Here is a 17,150-nt window from a genome sequence, read left to right as displayed (position 1 = left end):
ACAACTATGGGACACCCTTCCGTCTACCCGACCGGCACAACGATTTACAACCCGGAAAAAGCCTGGGGCGGCTACACCGTCTTTCAGGCGCTGGAACGTGGCGCGGTACTGGTGGATATGAATGGCACCGAACTGCGCCTGTGGGAAGGTCTGCACGGCTTCCCCAATAAAATCCTGCCCGGCGGTTACATCCTTGGGCACAGCGGCGAACGCGATTCGCGCTACGGTATGCAGGACATGGTCGACCTGATTCAGGTGGACTGGGACGGCAACGTCGTGTGGAAATTCAACGGCTATGGGCACATTACCGATCCCGATCTTCCGCCAGAATGGATGGCGCGCGTCCATCATGACTACCAGCGCAGCGGCAATCCGGTAGGCTATTACGCGCCGGGGCAGGAACCGCAGTCGATCGGCGGCAACACGCTATTGCTGGCGCATACCAACCTGCATAATGAACGGATCAGCGACAAACTGCTGCTCGACGACACCATCATCGAAGTGGATTGGGAGGGCAACATTTTGTGGGAATGGCGTTGCAGCGACCATTTCGATGAGCTGGGCTTTGATGACGACGCGAAAACCGCGCTGTACAACAACCCTAACCTGCGCAAAAGCGGCGGCGGGATGGGCGACTGGATGCACATCAACTCCATGTCAGCACTCGGCCCCAATCCGTGGTTCGATCAAGGCGATACCCGCTTCCATCCGGATAACATCATCTGGGACGCGCGCGAATCCAACATCATCGCCATCATCGACAAGCAGAGCGGCAATATCGTCTGGCAGCTTGGCCCGAATTACAACACGCCTGAACTCAAACACATCGGCTGGATTATCGGTCAGCATCACGCGCATATGATCCCCGCAGGTTTACCGGGCGCGGGCAATATTCTGGTGTTTGATAACGGCGGTTGGGCAGGCTACGGCGCACCCAACCCAGCATCGGCCGACGGCGTGAAAAACGCCTGGCGTGACTATTCCCGCGTGCTGGAAATCAACCCGATAACGCTGGATATTGTCTGGCGCTATTCGCCGTACGAAGCGGGCATCCCGCACCCGACCGACGCCTTCCGTTTTTACAGCCCGTATATCAGCAATATCCAACGTCTGCCGAACGGCAATACGCTGATTAACGAAGGGGCCAATGGTCGGCTGTTTGAAGTGACCGTCGATCACGAGATTGTCTGGGAGTTTATTTCCCCCTACTGGGGCAAGACGGTGAACACCAACATGCTGTACCGCGCTTACCGCGTGCCTTACGAGTGGGTGCCGCAGCTGCCACGCCCACAGGAAACCCCGGTGATTGCCCCCGACAACACCCAGCTACGTCAACCCGGTGCCGCCGCCCCCGGCTTCGCCAGCGTGGTTCGTATCGACGGCACGCGCCCCTACAAAAAAGGCGGCGATGCCCTGTGCGTCGCGACCGACAGCGAAGACCTCAAGCGCAGCCCGAAGCTCTTTGCCGTCAACCGCGAGCGTTTTGCTCCACTCACCGCCGACGACTGGCCTGAGCTGGCAGCCCAACCTGGTCCACAGCTGCTGCTGGTCGGCGCTGAACGCTGCGTCCACTGCAAAAGCCTCTACCGCCAGTTAGAAGCGATTCTGGATAACGAGGAATACCGCCAATTACCAAGCCATTATCTGGACGCCGATCATCACATTGCGCTGGCGGAGCAATTGGCGGTCCGGACGCTACCGACCCTGCTATGGCTCGTCAATGGTGAAGAACAGGCTCGCCTGAGCGGCGCACAGCAGCCTGAACGCCTGCGCCAGTGGCTGGCCGCACAACAGAACTAAGCCTCACACCTTAACGCGATCTCGCTCCCAGTGAGATCGCGTCGTTACTTTCATTTCTCACTTTTCTTGCGTACATCCTTCCATACCGACGCAGTTGCCCTCCGCGCTTCTTCCCTGTCCGTATCTGCTTCTTTTACCATTGCCTACAGATTATTCAGGGACGGAAAAACAGCATGGCCGCGCATGATGCGATTTTTAAACAGTTTCTCAGCGATCCAGCCGTCGCAAAGGATTTCTTCGCTATCCATCTGCCAGAAGAAATCAGGACTATCTGCGACTTCAGCTCGCTACAACTGCAATCGGCCTCTTTTGTTGACGAGGAACTACGCGCAAGAATATCGGATATGCTGTACTCGATTCAGACCACCGCAGGGCAAGGTTATATCTATTGTGTGATTGAGCATCAGAGTCGCCCAGAAAAGCTGATGCCATTTCGCCTGCTGCGCTACGCGCTGGCTGCTATGCAGCAACACCTCTCTCAAGGCCACGATACATTGCCGCTCGTCGTTCCTTTGCTGTTTTATCACGGCCAGCGTAGCCCTTATCCCTATACGCTGCGCTGGCTCGATGGTTTTGCTGACGCTATTCAGGCTGAGAAACTCTACAACGCCCCCTTTCCTTTGGTTGACCTCACGGTGATACCGGATGAGGATATCAAGACGCATCGCCGCGTGGCGCTGTTGGAACTGGTACAAAAACACATCCGCACGCGAGATATGCTGGAACTGGCGCAGGATATCGGGCTATTATTTGAGCGCTGGCAGGTACCCCTGCTGCAAAAAAGAGCGATACTGTTTTACATCGCGCGGAGCGGCAACACCTCAAGGCCAGCAGAGTTTATTGAGGCCGTCGCGCAGTCTCTGTCAACGGATCGGGAGGCGATCATGACTATCGCACAGCAGCTTGAGAAAATCGGGTTTGAAAAAGGAATCAAACATGGCATGGAGCAAGGAATGCAACAAGGTATGAAAGCCAGTGCTCGAAACATTGCTCGTCAGCTTCTGCTTAGCGGGATGGAACCTGCTCAGGTTTGTCAAATTACTCAGTTGAGCGCGGCGGAACTGGCACAGCTGGTTGACTCATCGAATGACTAGGCTCTAAAGATAGCCCGCACTCCCTGCAATTATTCTCCCCTCATTTTTTCATCATCGACGTGGTCGGCTAAGAGCACGTCGATGCGCCAATTTATAAGCTCTGGATCACATTTCCTTTGCATCACTTCGTCGTAGTTTGTTATGTTATTACATATCGATTTACACTGACCCTATACGTTAGCCATGATTAACTGGAACAGACACACAGACGCCATTCTTCAGGTAGAGAACCTGAACCTGTCTATTGGTGGTGAAACCAAAGTCAGTGATATCAGCTTTACGCTGTTTGCGGGTGAACGTGTCTGTTTACTCGGCGCATCCGGTTCCGGTAAATCCCTCACCGCCAAAGCGGTAATCGGCACACCGCCATCGGGCTGCCAGATTAGCGGCAGTATTCGGGTTAATGGCGAAGAAGTCAGTCAGTTGAAAGCGCTGGCACGCCCCCCCGTTAGCCGCGTCTCTGCCGTATTCCAGGACTCAGCAACAGCGCTCAATCCCCTCATGCCGTTGGGAAAACAGCTGTCTCTGGCGTTGAAAGCCACCTCTTCCGCTGAACTTTCTGCCCTTCTGGCTGCTATGAAGCTGGATGATATTCCCAACCTGCTGCAACGCTATCCTGCCGAATTATCCGGCGGTCAGCGCCAGCGCATTTGTATTACTCTCGCCCTACTCGGCAAGACGCGCCTGCTGGTGGCCGACGAACCCACAACCGCGCTTGATGTCATGACCCAGCAGCAGGTATTGCAGGTCTTACAGGAACGTAGCACGCAGCCGGATGCGCCCGCCCTGCTGTTTATTACGCATGATATCGCCGTTGCTGCCCAGCTCTGCCAACGTGGTCTGGTGATGGAAAACGGGCGAGTCATTGAATCTGGCAGCATGCAGCAACTACTGAATGCACCACAGCAGCCCTATACCCGCAGTCTGGTCGCTGCCGCCCGTCGCGCTGACACACTTTTATCTGACACACTGTTATCCGACAGGATGTTACCCGCTGCCGGAGCGCTCGCCGGATGAACCACCATCTGCATGCGGTTCCCTCACCGTTTTTAAGTCTTGAGCGCGTCAGCCGCTATCGCCAGACGTCACGTTTGCCGTGGCAAAAGGCCGATCCCGCCAGTGCGATTTTTCACGACCTGTCGCTGAGCCTGCAACAGCACGAACGCGTCGGGCTGGTTGGTGCGTCCGGCTGTGGTAAATCCACGCTGCTAAAAACCCTGCTCGCGCTTGAAGCGACGGAGAGCGGCGTAGTGTACTGCGACGGCAACCTGATTACGCCCGGTTCGGTGCGTTCACTGCTCTGGTATCGCCGCCGCGTTCAGTACATTCCGCAGGATCCGGCAGGCTCGCTCGCGCCGCGTCAGCGCGTCGCCGATCTCCTCATTGAGCCGCTGAAGCGACTCCGCCCCGATGAGAACCGTCGCACTAATAAAAGTAATTCAGCCCGCCTGCATGAAGTCATGGATCAGGTGGGGCTTAGCGTCACACTTCTGGATAAGGTCGCCGGACAGCTTTCCGGAGGACAGGCACAGCGCGTTGCGCTGGCGCGAGCGCTGATCGTTCGACCCGAATTCTTACTGGCGGACGAGCCCGTCAGCGGTCTGGATTTGCCGCTGCGCGAACAGATTAAAGCCCTGCTTCAACAGGTCACCGAACAAAACAAGATGGGTTTGCTGATGGTGTCGCACGACATTTCCATGCTCGCCGGGCTGTGCGACAGAATGCTGGTCATGGACGGCGGTCGCATTATTGAAGATCGCCCCACCGCAGAAGTGCTGGCTTCGCCGCAGCAGGCGCACACAGCCCGTTTGTTGCAGGCCGTACCCGCGCTATCGACGTCAGGCTATTAGCTCGCTGAAAACGCGCTTTTTACCATAAAATATCGCATCAATAACACATTCCCCGTAACGGGCTTTTTATAACGGATCATGACATGTCAGACCTTACCGCCAACCGCGCCCCACGGCCTTATCCCCCGTTACTTCTGGGTAGCCAGCTGGTTTTCAATATTGGCTTTTATGCCGTCGTGCCGTTTCTGGCCATTTTCCTGCGCGACGACATGCTGCTTTCCGGCTGGGCCATCGGACTGGTAATTGGCTTACGCACCTTCTCTCAACAGGGCATGTTTTTAGTCGGCGGTGCGCTGGCTGATCGCTTCGGTGCACGTGTGATCATCCTGTGCGGCTGCGTCGTGCGTATCAGCGGCTATCTCCTGCTGGCGTTAGGCGACTCGCTGTGGCCGATCATCCTCGGAGCCTGTTTGACCGGTGTTGGCGGTGCCCTGTTCTCCCCCGCCATTGAAGCGCTGATGGCACAGGCCGGTACGCAAAGTGAAAAAGAGGGAAAACGCAGCCGCTCCGAGTGGTTCGCCCTGTTTGCCATTTGCGGCGAGTTAGGCGCAGTGCTGGGGCCATTGCTCGGTTCGGTGCTGGCAGGATACGGATTCCAACGCGTGGCGCTAGCCGGTGCGGGCGTTTTTGTGATTGCACTTATCATCCTGTTTTTCAGCCTGCCGCCAACACAGCGCAATCGGGGCGAATTACAGATTGCTCCATGGTGGGAAACCTTCCGCCAGCGCCGCTTTGTCGCGTTCATCATTGCCTACAGCGCTTATCTGTTCAGCTACAACCAGCTCTATCTGGCGCTACCGGTTGAACTGCATCGCTCCGGCAGCAGTGAGAAAGATCTCGGCCCGCTGTTTGTGCTGGCTTCCCTGCTGGTGATCGGGTTGCAGCTCCCGCTGGCGCGTTTTGCCCGCCGGGTTGGCGCGGCACGCATGCTGCCACTGGGCTTTGCGCTGCTAGCTGCCTCGTTCTTTAGCGTCGCGCTGTTTGCTTCCAGTACGCCGCCTGAAGGCTGGCAGCGCCTGCTTCCGGCTATCTCGCTGATTACCCTGCTGACGCTGGGACAGATGCTGATCGTTCCCGTCGGGATGGACCTTATACCACGCTTTGCCAACAACCAGAATTTGGGTGCGCACTATGGCGCGCTGGCGTCGATGGGTGGCATCGCCGTTCTCGTCGGCAACTTTATACTCGGCAGCCAGCTTGACCGCGCGCTGACGCCGTCGCCGCAGGCCGCCATTCCGTGGGTGCTGCTCGCTGCCGTGCCGTTGTGCAGTTCGCTGGCGATGATGGTCATCTGCCGCCCGTTTAAATCCGCTTCAACCGTGAATGAATAAGGACAGACTGATGAATATGCGTAATCGCCTGTGGCCCATTTCTGGCCTGCTATCAGCCACGCTGCTGCTTTCAGGCTGCTTCAACGAGCCGGAGGAAAATCACACCTCACATCATGACGGTCGAATCAAACTGGCGATGCTTCAACCACCGCGCTCCGGCCTGACACCGCTGAGCGATGATGCCTTTAAGCTGTCGCGTTGGAGCACCGCAGAAACGCTAGTGGTACTCGACAAACTCGGCGAAGCCCAGCCTGCGCTGGCGACGAAATGGCAGCAGATCGATGATAAATCCTGGCGTTTTGAACTGCGCCCGAACGTCCATTTTCACGATAACACCACCTTAAACGCTGCCACAGTAGTGAATGCGCTCACCGTGGCCTCCACCGCTGCCCCCAAACCGCGCATTCTGGACGGCGTGCAGTTAACGGTAAAAGCCGATGGCGATAACGCCGTCATTGTCTCCACAGCTAAACCGGATCCGCTGCTGCCTCAGCGGTTATCCAGCCCGCAGTTGGCAATTCTCTCCACCGCGGCATATGGCAAGAATGGCGTCGTTAATCCGATTAACACCGGAAGCGGCCCATTCGTTCTGCGTACTGTCACCGGCACCAGCAGCGCGGTATTGGATCGATTCGACGGTTACTGGGGTGAGAAAGCACAGGCCAGCGGTATCGACGTCAGCTTTGTCTCCGACGGCGCGGCGCGTGCTGCGGCATTACGTACCGGCACGGCAGACATTGTCGAAGCCATTCCGGTTTCACAGGCACCGCTGCTGGATCAATCGCTGGTGCATGAAGTGCCAATGCCGCGCACCAATACGCTGTATCTGAATACACGTCATGGCGTGATGCAAGATCCTGCGATGCGTGCTGCCGTGCGCGATGCGATTAATCGCCAACAGCTGGTGGATAACGTGTATGAGAAGCGCGCCGATATCGCGCAGGGTCTGTTAGGTCCCGCGCTACCGTGGGCGGCAGAACTGCGTCAGCCGGTGGCGAACCCGGTCAAAGCTGGTACGCCTGCGGGCGCCACCATTACGCTGGCCACCTTCAGCGATCGCGCCGAACTGCCTGAAGTGGCAGTTTATCTGGCACAGCAGCTCACTGCTGCTGGGTTTACGGTGAAGCAGGTGGTGCGTGAATATTCGCAGATCGAATCCGACGCGCTGGCGGGTAAGTTTGACGCCTTTATCTTATCGCGCGCGACGGTGCTGGATTCCGGCGATCCGGTCGCTTATCTGTACAGCGACTTCGCCTGCGAAGGGTCGTTCAATATCGCCCAACTGTGCCGCCCGGAAATCGATCAGGCGCTGCAAAAAGCCGCGACGATTCCTGCGGGTGTTGCACGCCGTCAGGCCATCATGCAGGCAGAAAATCTGATCCTTGCCAGCGATGCCGCGATCCCAATGCTGCATGAGCGTGTGATTCAAGGTGAAAGCGCACAGGTAAAAGACGCACTGCGCGACCCGCGTGAACGCACGCTGATTAACTCAGCCACGCATATTGTTACCGGCGCGAAGTAACGGATAGCGCACCCGCAACCAGAAAGATGACGAGTTTATGAGCGAATCGCTGTATTGCCGCACCTGTGCAACCATCAACCAGACGCAACGCCCGCGATACGGCGTGCTGATCCCGCTGTTTTCGCGGCTACTGACGCTGGCGGGGATTGTAGTGCTGATTGGTATGCTGCCGTGGTTATCCGGTCAGGATCCGGCGCTGGCGCTGTTGCGCGCCCGTTCCGGCGATCAGGAAGCGACTGCGGAAACGCTAAACGCGATTCGTCACTCTCTCGGACTGGATCAAGGTCCGCTGCAATTGCTGTTGAACTGGCTGACGGGTCTGTTGCACGGCGATGCGGGCAACTCCTGGGTGTCTGGTCGTCCGGTCCTTCCGGGGATGCTGCAGGCGGCGGGCGTCTCGATCACGCTAATGGCCTCCTCGGCACTGGTGGCCTTCACGCTGGCTGCCGTGCTGTGCGCCCCTACCTTTCGGCAGGGGTTGCGCGGTCAGGTTCATCGTTCAGGCGGTCTGTTTGCCGCCTTGTTTACCGCACTGCCTGAATTCCTACTGGCGTCGTTTCTACTGATCGTCGGTGCCGTCTGGCTACAGTGGTTTCCCCCTTATGGCTGGCTAGGCCTGCACTACGCGGTGCTGCCGTCGCTGGCTCTCGGTATTCCTGCTGGCGGTTACCTTGGCCGGATTATTGCCGACGCGCTCTCCGCCACCTTCAGCGAAAACTGGCTCACCACCTGGAGCGTGGCGGGCGTGAACCGTCGTCATATCGCACTAGCTGTGCTGAAACGCACGTTACCCAGCGTGATGCCACTAGTCGGGCTGGTGCTGGTCTCGTTAACCGGCGGTGCCATCGCCGTCGAAAAAGTATTCGCGATTCCCGGTCTGGGACGTGCAACGCTGGGGGCGGCGGCGGCACAGGATCTGCCCGCCTTGCAGGTCGGCGTGCTGATTATCTTACTCATCGCCTCGCTGGCTGGCATCGCCGCCAGCGGCGTGCGGCTGCTGATTCTCGGACGCGCGCTGCGAAGCGGCGCAATGCCCGTGCCGGAAGAGCGCGGTAGCCCTGCGTCTCGTCATGCCATCTGGCTGCCGATTATCTGCGTGCTGCTGCTGGCACTGCTGTTGCTGGCTGGCCTGCCGCGCGATCCCTATACGTCGGCCTTTCTGCGTCTGCAACCGCCGTCGTTCCTGCTGCCTTTTGGCGCGGATGCGATGGGGCGTGATTTGCTGGCACGCGTCGCACACGGTACGTTAAATACTTGTCTGCTGGCGCTGGCGGTCTCGCTGGCCTGTCTGGCGATTGGTCTGTTCGTTGGGCTCTTTCCGCGCCTGTTCACCGGCCCGATTGAAGTGACTAACGCCCTGCCGCCAGTCATTGCCGGACTGCTAGTCGCTGCGGTCAATGGCCCGACGGCAACGGGCGCAGCGATTGCCGTGATTGCCGTGAGTTGGGCACCGCTCGCGGCCCACACGGCAGCGCTGGTGGCAGAAATCAATGCGCGCCCCTATATTCGGATGCTGCCGATTCTCGGCGTCGGCCCGATACGGCGCAGCTTGTTCTATATTCTGCCCGCGCTGATTGGCCCGCTTTTCCGTCACGCCATGCTGAAACTGCCTGGCATCGCGTTGGCACTGGCCTCGCTCGGCTTTTTAGGTCTGGGCGCGCCACCGCCGACGCCGGAATGGGGGCGCGTGCTGGCTGAAGGGATGCCGTATATCGAACGCGCCTTCTGGGGCGTGCTGGCACCGGCGGCTGCGCTCGGCGTGCTGTCGATACTCGCGGTGAGCGCAGCGAACCTCTCCGGTCGCCACAAGCACTAATCTATCGCGCTATATCAGAATACTGCTTAAGCGCTCGCTTCTCTCCACGTTTACAGCTCCGCCAGATTTCACGATGGCGGGGCTGTGCATCTTCAGTTACGCTGTGGGCTAACCTCTACCGAAGTACAAAATTGAATATGTCTAGAGCGTGATTAAAGGAGAGAATATGCACAACAGCGGATCCCACGTCAGTCTTACCGTCACTCAGACTCTGGATAAACTGGAAGCGCTGTATGATGAGGCCGTCTCAGCACTGCGCGATGCCATCGGGGACTTCATCAATGATGGCACGCTGCCTGATGCCAACGCGCGCGCGGCGGGGCTATTTGCCTACCCTGCCCTGCGCGTTAGCTGGAGTGGCAATTCGACCGGCCATCCACGCCATCGCGCCTATGGGCGTTTTACCCATCCCGGCAGCTACTCCACCACCGTTACCCGCCCGGCATTTCTGCGCGCTTATCTGGCGGAACAGCTGGCGCTGCTGGAAGGGGATTATGACGTCACCATCGAGGTTAGCCCGTCACAGCAGGAAATCCCGTTCCCCTACGTGCTCGACGGTTCCGACCTGATTCTTGACCGGTCGATGAGTGCGGGTATCGCCAAGCATTTCCCCACGACTGAGCTGTCGCAGATTGGGGACGAGACGGCAGATGGGCTGTTTCACGCCACCACCACGTCACCGCTGTCACACTTCGACGCGCTGCGCACCGATTTCTCGCTGGCGCGGCTTCGCCACTACACCGGCACGCCAGTAGAACATATTCAGCCGTTCATCCTCTTCACCAACTACACGCGCTATGTCGATGAGTTTGTGCGCTGGGCCTGTGCGCAGATTGCCGATCCCGATAGTCCGTATGAGGCGCTGTCCTGCGCAGGCGGTATTTACATCACCGCGGATACGCCTAATCCCGAGCAGACAGTGTCCGATCTGGCATGGAAGAACCACCAGATGCCGGCCTATCATCTGATTCCCCGTCAGGGTAAAGGGATTACGATGGTCAACATTGGCGTCGGGCCATCCAACGCCAAAACCATCTGCGATCACCTCGCGGTGATGCGTCCGCATGCCTGGCTGATGATCGGCCACTGCGGTGGCCTGCGCGAAAGCCAATCCATCGGTGATTATGTGCTGGCGCACGCTTACCTGCGTGACGATCACGTACTGGACGCCGTGCTGCCGCCGGATATCCCAATTCCCAGCATCGCCGAGGTGCAGCGCGCGCTGTATGACGCCACCAAGATGGTCAGCGGTATGCCGGGGGAAGAAGTCAAACAGCGCCTGCGTACCGGCACGGTTGTCACCACCGATGACCGCAACTGGGAGCTACGCTATGCGGCCTCTGCCCTGCGGTTTAACCTCAGCCGCGCCGTCGCGGTAGATATGGAAAGTGCGACGATTGCTGCGCAGGGTTACCGCTTCCGTGTCCCTTACGGCACGCTGCTGTGCGTTTCGGATAAGCCGTTGCATGGTGAAATCAAGCTGCCGGGACAGGCGAACCGTTTCTATGAAGGGGCGATTTCGGAGCATTTGCAGATTGGCATCTGCGCTATCGATCTGCTGCGGGCGGAAAGCGACAAGCTACATTCGCGTAAACTGCGCACCTTTAACGAACCACCGTTCCGTTAATCAAATGGCGCTGTTCAGACAGCCGGCCCCATTCGGGCGGTCGGCTGCTCTGGCGCGGCTAAATACGTTATGTTATAACAGACCAAACTCCATAGCGGATAAGCCCGATGAAAAAAGGTCTGTCAGTTCTGTTTCTTTCCCTCGTTGCGACACAAGCCTCGGCGTTTCAGGCCAAAATAGCTCAGTCTACTGAGACTGGATTGCGCAATATCGATGAGGCTAAGCGCACCTTTTCTGGTTTTACGCCAATGGGGCTGGAAACCATTCACCCCGACCAGTGCGATGCGACCTCCGTTAACGGCTGCGGTTGCCCGTTTTGCACCCAGCTGCGACTCATTGGTCGCTAGGTTGTAGGTGGCATAGCAAAAGCACCACATTCGTGGCGCTTTTCTCACACAGGAAGATGAGACTAATTAATCTCAGGATGCTGTTCGGTCAGCCGTTTTCTTTTCTTCTCCAGTTCTACAATTTGCTCATCAATCTCTTCGATTTTCTGCTCAATATTGTCGTACTGTTCCTGCAACAGCTCTTTGGCTTCCGTCCGATCCGATGCCGCTGGCGTGGCGCCTTTCAGCGGCTGGTTAGCGGTTTCACGCATCGACATCCCGGTAATCAGACCGATCAGCCCAATCACCATCAGGTAGTACGCCGGCATATATAAGTTGCCAGTCGATTCCACCAGCCACGCTGCCGCCGTTGGCGTAAAGCCCGCAATCAGCACGGAAACGTTAAATGAGGTCGCCAGCGCACTATAGCGAATATGCGTGGGGAACAGGGCGGGAAGCGTTGAAGCCATCACCCCCGTGAAGGAGTTCAGCAGTACTGCCAGCATCAGTAATCCGCAGAAAATCAGCCCAATCACATCGCTGTTGATCAAGATAAAGCTGGGCACCGACAGCAACAACAGCCCAATACTGCCGCAAATAATAAACGGCTTACGCCCATAGCGGTCGCTCATCAGCCCCATCACTGGCTGCACAAACAGCATCCCGATCATGACGGCAATAATAATCATCACGCCGTGATCTTCCGAGTAATTCAGGCTGTGTGAAAGGTAGCTCGGCATGTAGGTCAGCAGCATGTAATAGGTGACATTGGTGGTAATCACTATCCCGATACAAATCAGCAGACCTTTCCATTGCTTGGTCACAATTTCACGCAGGGAGATCTTCGGCGGGGATTGGATGCTGTCTTTTGATTCTTTATCAATCTTGTCAACGTGCTGTTGGAACGTCGGCGTTTCTTCCAACGCATGGCGCAAATAAATCCCAATTAACCCGAGCGGCGCAGCAATAAAGAACGGAATACGCCATCCCCAGTCCAGAAAACTTTCTTCTCCCACGATGGAGGAAATGAGCACGACGACGCCCGCCCCCATCACAAATCCAGCAATAGAGCCGAAATCCAGCCAGCTCCCTAAAAAGCCGCGTCGTCTGTCTGGAGAATATTCGGCAACGAAAATCGCCGCGCCGGTATATTCGCCCCCAACGGAGAATCCCTGCGCCAGTTTCGCCAACAGGAGTAATATCGGCGCCCAGATACCAATCGATTCATAGGATGGAATCAAGCCGATACAGAATGTACTCACCGACATGATAATAATGGTGATCGACAAGACTTTCTGGCGACCAAATTTATCCCCCATTGCACCAAAGAATATCCCGCCGAGTGGCCGAACCAAGAAGGGGACCGAAAACGTTGCCAGCGCGGCAATCATTTGTATGCCGGGATCGGCTCCGGGGAAAAAGACCTGTCCGAGCGCATACGCCACAAAGCCATATACACCAAAATCAAACCATTCCATCGCATTACCCAATGCGGCAGCGGTAATGGCTTTTTTAAGTCTGGCATTATCAATAATGGTAATGTCCTGAATTTTCATCGGTTCGACTTTTTTCTTTTTTAATCTCATCCTTTTTTCCTTTGCTTAAAAAGCGACCATTTATTAAAAATAAAACGCTCTCTTCCATGCACAGGGAACCACCCGACTGCACGCTGAGAAATGAACAGCTTATTGGCCGCAATATTCATTACACGTTGATACTGCTGGATGAAGTATAGAAGAATTTGGACAAAAGCTCGGATTCAGGAACCGTATGCCGAAATAACGCCCAGGAATATAATCAAAGGAAAATAATGGTAAATAGTTATGACAAAATCATCACATTAATGTCAGTAGGGTATTTTTACTTACGCGAAGTAATCATTTTTGGGTTGCGGTTAAAATAGCGGGTAAATGCCAGACTGAAATTAGCGGGATGTCGATAGCCAACTTGCCAGGCAGTCTGTGCCACCTGAAATCCCTGTTCCAGTAGCTGATGCGCCCGCTCCATCCGCATCCGCAATAGCATCTGACCCGGCGTGGTCGCAAAGCAGCGATGAAACCCGAGTTTGAGTCTGGATTCACTCATTCCCGCCTGAGCCGCAATGCAGCCCAGCGTCAGCGGTTCCGCCAAATGTTCACGCATCCAGCGGCATACTTGATCCAATTGCTGCCGTTCCTGTGGATGAATAGCGCCGCATTTCTCTTCCGGTTGTAGGACGTGCCGATACTGCGCCAGCAGGCTTAAGGCGTGGATATGGCGATTTAGCGGATCGCCATCACCGCACAGCGCATTGACATGAACCTGACTGGCCGCAGAGAGGGGCGTAAATACTCGCTGCTGTACCCCAACATCGTTGAACAACTGCTCAGCACCGTCCGCGCCAAAATAGCGCGCCGCCGCCGTTTTCCCCACCAGCAGCCGTAGTTGATCGACCTGCTGTTGAGCCTGATAATGGCGTTCGCCCACGCTGGCACCAAACGTCGTAATCGTGACATGCTGCTGGCGAAACCAGATTGATGAACCGCCGGAATCGTAATAAACGGACTCCCCTGCCAGCGCAAAGGTCATAACCAGCATGGGTTGCGAATGCGGGTTCTGCGTTTCTTCCACCAAGGCACGGTGTGGGCGATATTGCGAACGAGCCAGCGACAGATCCGTATCAATACGGCTGAAATCCGACCAGCATTCGCCAATGCCGTCCGGCAGTATTCGACGCGAATCAGCGCGATTCACCTCACTCATCCGGCACCGATCGCCTGACGGTAGTCCCTCTCGCACCTGCTGCTGTTTTTGCGCCATCTTCCCCCCGCCGTTTCGCATATGAAAAACGCCGTCTCGCATAACAATGAACATAATAACGATTCTCATTTATAGATAGCATATTCCCTATCGACTGACCATCAATGGGAAAAATCACTTATGAATCCATTAGAGACGTTATGGCAACTTGCCGCCAGCAGCGTGAAGGCGGATGCCTTACATCTGGCGCTGGAACAGCAGATTTTCGACAGGCTGGAAGAAACCACCACGCCGCAGCAGCTGGCGGGAGCGCTGGGCTGGCAGCCGGAGAAAACCGGGTTTCTGCTTGAACTGCTGTGGAGCATGCAGCTATTGACGCGCCATCACGACGGCTATCGCACCGCTCCGGCCTGCGCCGCCGTGCTCTGTCGCAGCAGTTCACGTTTTCTGGGCGACGCCTGGCGCTTTCGCCTGACCAGCCTGCGTCAGTTTGGTCAGGGGCTCAGCGACGGTATGTGTCAGCCGCTGCAAACGCAGTTGAGCGAGTTACCGCGCGATGCGGCGTGGGCCAACGCCGCGGAACAGCAAATTGCACAAGAGCAGCGAGCGATAACGGCCGACCGTGCCGAGCAGTTGATCGCCAGCTTGCCGGATTTCCCGCAAATCAGACAGGTTCTCGATCTGGGCGGCGGCCCCGGCTGGGTGGCGATTACGCTGGCGCTGCGTCACGCTCAGATCTCCGGTACGGTGTATGATCTGCCGCAAACCGCCGCCGTGGCACAACGCAATATCGATGCTGCCGGATTATCTGCACGGCTGTCGGCGCAAAGCGGCACGTTGCCCAGCGAAAAATACGATCTGATCTGGAGTTCCTCGTTCCTGCATTTTGTCGAAGACATTCCCGCTATGCTGACGACGCTCCACGATACGCTGGCACCGGAGGGCACGCTGGTTCTGGCACAGGCGGAAATTGCCGAAGCGCCAGAGGATGCGGCACCGGTTCTGCCGTTCTATCTACCGATGCAAATGAGTGGACGCCACGTCACACGAGAGGGGCAACTGACGCAGTGGCTACTGGCTGCCGGCTTTAGCTCTGTCGAAACTCGTCGTCATCAGGCATTTCCCATGGCACCGCTGAATGTGCTGATCGCCCGCAAACACCGATAACCGCACATACTTCGTACCCGCTGGCACTAACAGCAACGTTGCTGCATCATGTTGATGATTCTCATATTTCTGCGTACCTAAGATTGTCAGCCCGGCGCAAAGCGCCTATAACTGACATTACAGGGCGTGACTGATTGATAAAAGGCGAACCTGCCAGGCGTGATGGACACATCACGCCTGGCAGGTTTTTTTGTTTTCATCCCTAAGGAAAAACGCATGGATAAAAAAATCACTGCCAGCCTGATATTACTGATGGCTGCCGCCAGCCAGCCGGCTCTGGCAAACGATCCGCAGGTTACGCTAGACAGCGGCCGCATCAGCGGGACCGAGACACAAGGCGTCGACGCCTTTAAAGGCATTCCCTTTGCCGCACCTCCCATCGGCGAACTGCGCTGGCAGCCGCCGCAGCCGGTGCAAAGCTGGAGCGATATTTTCCCAGCAACGGCATACGGCAAGGACTGCATGCAGAATCCTTTTCCCGGTGATGCCGCGCCGCTCGGTGTTGGGTTCAGTGAAGATTGCCTGACCGTCAACGTGTGGCGGCCAGCTAACGCCACAGGCCCGCTGCCGGTGATGGTATGGATCTATGGCGGTGGTTTCGTCAACGGCGGTGCATCGCCCGAGATTTATTCTGGGCAGGAATTTGCACGTCAAGGCGTCGTTTTCGTCAGCTTCAACTATCGCGTCGGCCGCTTTGGCTTTTTTGCTCATCCGGCGCTGGCCGATCAACCGCTGCGTGGCAACTACGGTCTGATGGATCAAATTGCCGCGCTGAAGTGGGTGCAGAAAAACATCGCCGCTTTTCATGGCGATCCGCAAAACGTCACCCTGTTTGGTGAATCCGCAGGCGGTTTTGCCGTCGGATCGCTGCTGACCAGCGAGCTATCTCAGGGATTATTCCAGAAAGCGATTATTCAATCCGGCTCCGGCAGACAAAACATCGTGCCTAACCAAAGCTGGCAAAAAGCAGAACAGGCTGGCCTCGCCTTTGCCAGCGCAAATGGCATTAGCGGTCACGATGCGGAAGCCCTTAAAGCACTGCGGCAAATTCCCGCAGATAAGGTGGTTAACGGCCTGAATATGGCCTCCATGAATGCACCGGATTACTCCGGCCCGATGTTCGATGGCAAAGCGATCGCCTCAGAGCCTCAGGATAGCTACCGTAAGGGCAACTTCCAGCACGTGCCGCTGATGATTGGCGCGACGGATGCAGATATCAGTTTCCCGCCAAAGGTCACGACGTCAGACGATGCCGTTGCCATTTTCCCTGCCAGCGATCGGCAGCAGGCTCTTCAGGCTTACCACGGTATGTCACCGCAGGAGATAGCAAAGGCCGTTTCGAGCGACCGTTTCATGGTGGAACCGGCGCGTTTTGTCGCACGCATTTGGGAAAAAGCCGCGCTGCCCGTCTGGCAGTTCCGTTTTGGCTACGTTGCCGACAGCATGCGCGCGCAGTGGCCTGCTGCCGTTCACGCCAGTGAAATTCCGTATGTCTTTAACACGGTAACCGCACGCTATGGCGAGAAAACCACGCCGCAGGATCGTGCCGTTGCCCAGCAGATGAATCAGTACTGGGTGAACTTTGCCCGCACCGGTAACCCTAACGCCAGCGGTTTACCGACATGGAACGCCTATAGCAGCCAGAAAGACAACATTCTGTTTATCCCTGCGGCAGGTGCAGAACAGACTCGCGATATCGCCGATCCGTGGAAAACGCGTCTTGATCTGGTCGAGAAACTGGCAGAGAGCGGTGCGCCATAGCGTACGTTATCCGGCGTGAAGCCATTGCAAAGGCGTTTGCGAAATGCGGATCGCCGACATAAAAAAAGCCAGTCAGTAAGGGCTGACTGGCTTTCGGAATGAAGATAATGGGGTGCT

Annotated in this window: 13 protein-coding genes; 11 read left to right on the top strand and 2 right to left on the bottom strand. The window is 56.7% G+C overall.

Translation table 11 applies throughout. From position 1 onward, the window contains the following. The first annotated feature begins 6 nt into the window (after nt 1-6). The 9 genes from HP572_RS05290 (at nt 7) to HP572_RS05250 (ending at nt 11,387) form a co-directional block, all read left to right on the top strand. Nucleotides 7-1,800: an aryl-sulfate sulfotransferase gene (locus tag HP572_RS05290; protein ID WP_240584976.1), complete on the top strand. Its 1,794-nt coding sequence runs from the start codon at nt 7-9 to the stop codon at nt 1,798-1,800. 173 nt (nt 1,801-1,973) lie between these two features. Next, nucleotides 1,974-2,894 (top strand): Rpn family recombination-promoting nuclease/putative transposase, encoded by a 921-nt coding sequence (locus HP572_RS05285; RefSeq protein WP_240584975.1) that lies wholly within the window; start codon nt 1,974-1,976, stop codon nt 2,892-2,894. 183 nt (nt 2,895-3,077) lie between these two features. Continuing rightward, nucleotides 3,078-3,911 carry an ABC transporter ATP-binding protein gene (locus HP572_RS05280; protein ID WP_240584974.1) on the top strand — a complete coding sequence of 278 codons (834 nt, stop codon included), beginning with the start codon at nt 3,078-3,080 and terminating at the stop codon, nt 3,909-3,911. Continuing rightward, nucleotides 3,908-4,744, top strand: a complete 837-nt coding sequence (locus HP572_RS05275; protein WP_240584973.1) for an ABC transporter ATP-binding protein — start codon at nt 3,908-3,910, stop codon at nt 4,742-4,744. The genes HP572_RS05280 and HP572_RS05275 overlap by 4 nt, the downstream gene beginning before the upstream one ends. A gap of 83 nt (nt 4,745-4,827) precedes the next feature. Then, the gene (locus tag HP572_RS05270; RefSeq protein WP_039508944.1) at nt 4,828-6,075 is read left to right on the top strand and encodes an MFS transporter; all 1,248 of its coding nucleotides are present in this window, start codon (nt 4,828-4,830) and stop codon (nt 6,073-6,075) included. A 10-nt stretch (nt 6,076-6,085) separates the two neighbouring features. Next, complete coding sequence (locus HP572_RS05265) at nt 6,086-7,597, top strand: ABC transporter substrate-binding protein (protein ID WP_240584972.1); 1,512 nt, start codon at nt 6,086-6,088, stop codon at nt 7,595-7,597. Between the two features lie 37 nt (nt 7,598-7,634). Beyond that, on the top strand, nt 7,635-9,413 hold the full coding sequence (locus tag HP572_RS05260) for an ABC transporter permease subunit (RefSeq protein WP_240584971.1): 1,779 nt from the start codon (nt 7,635-7,637) through the stop codon (nt 9,411-9,413). Nucleotides 9,414-9,579: 166 nt separating this feature from the next. Continuing rightward, nucleotides 9,580-11,040: an AMP nucleosidase gene (locus tag HP572_RS05255; protein WP_119889462.1), complete on the top strand. Its 1,461-nt coding sequence runs from the start codon at nt 9,580-9,582 to the stop codon at nt 11,038-11,040. 107 nt (nt 11,041-11,147) lie between these two features. Continuing rightward, nucleotides 11,148-11,387: a hypothetical protein gene (locus HP572_RS05250; protein ID WP_240584970.1), complete on the top strand. Its 240-nt coding sequence runs from the start codon at nt 11,148-11,150 to the stop codon at nt 11,385-11,387. Between the two features lie 62 nt (nt 11,388-11,449). On the opposite strand, the gene proP is transcribed toward HP572_RS05250, so the two are convergent. Together proP and HP572_RS05240 are read right to left on the bottom strand one after the other, a co-directional pair. Continuing rightward, a complete protein-coding gene (gene proP / locus HP572_RS05245; RefSeq protein ID WP_240584969.1) occupies nt 11,450-12,952 on the bottom strand; it encodes a glycine betaine/L-proline transporter ProP in 1,503 nt (500 codons plus the stop codon). A gap of 274 nt (nt 12,953-13,226) precedes the next feature. Beyond that, nucleotides 13,227-14,219, bottom strand: a complete 993-nt coding sequence (locus HP572_RS05240) for a helix-turn-helix domain-containing protein (RefSeq protein ID WP_371745302.1) — start codon at nt 14,217-14,219, stop codon at nt 13,227-13,229. 66 nt (nt 14,220-14,285) lie between these two features. Between HP572_RS05240 and HP572_RS05235 the strand changes: the two genes are divergently transcribed. Next, a complete protein-coding gene (locus tag HP572_RS05235) occupies nt 14,286-15,272 on the top strand; it encodes a class I SAM-dependent methyltransferase (RefSeq protein ID WP_240584967.1) in 987 nt (328 codons plus the stop codon). Between the two features lie 216 nt (nt 15,273-15,488). Beyond that, nucleotides 15,489-17,033 (top strand): carboxylesterase/lipase family protein, encoded by a 1,545-nt coding sequence (locus tag HP572_RS05230; RefSeq protein ID WP_240584966.1) that lies wholly within the window; start codon nt 15,489-15,491, stop codon nt 17,031-17,033. Nucleotides 17,034-17,150: the final 117 nt, after the last annotated feature.

Origin of the sequence: Pectobacterium sp. PL64, assembly GCF_022477975.1 — a bacterium.
Taxonomy (GTDB): domain Bacteria; phylum Pseudomonadota; class Gammaproteobacteria; order Enterobacterales; family Enterobacteriaceae; genus Pectobacterium; species Pectobacterium jejuense.
This window is presented reverse-complemented; position numbering and strand designations above follow the sequence as displayed.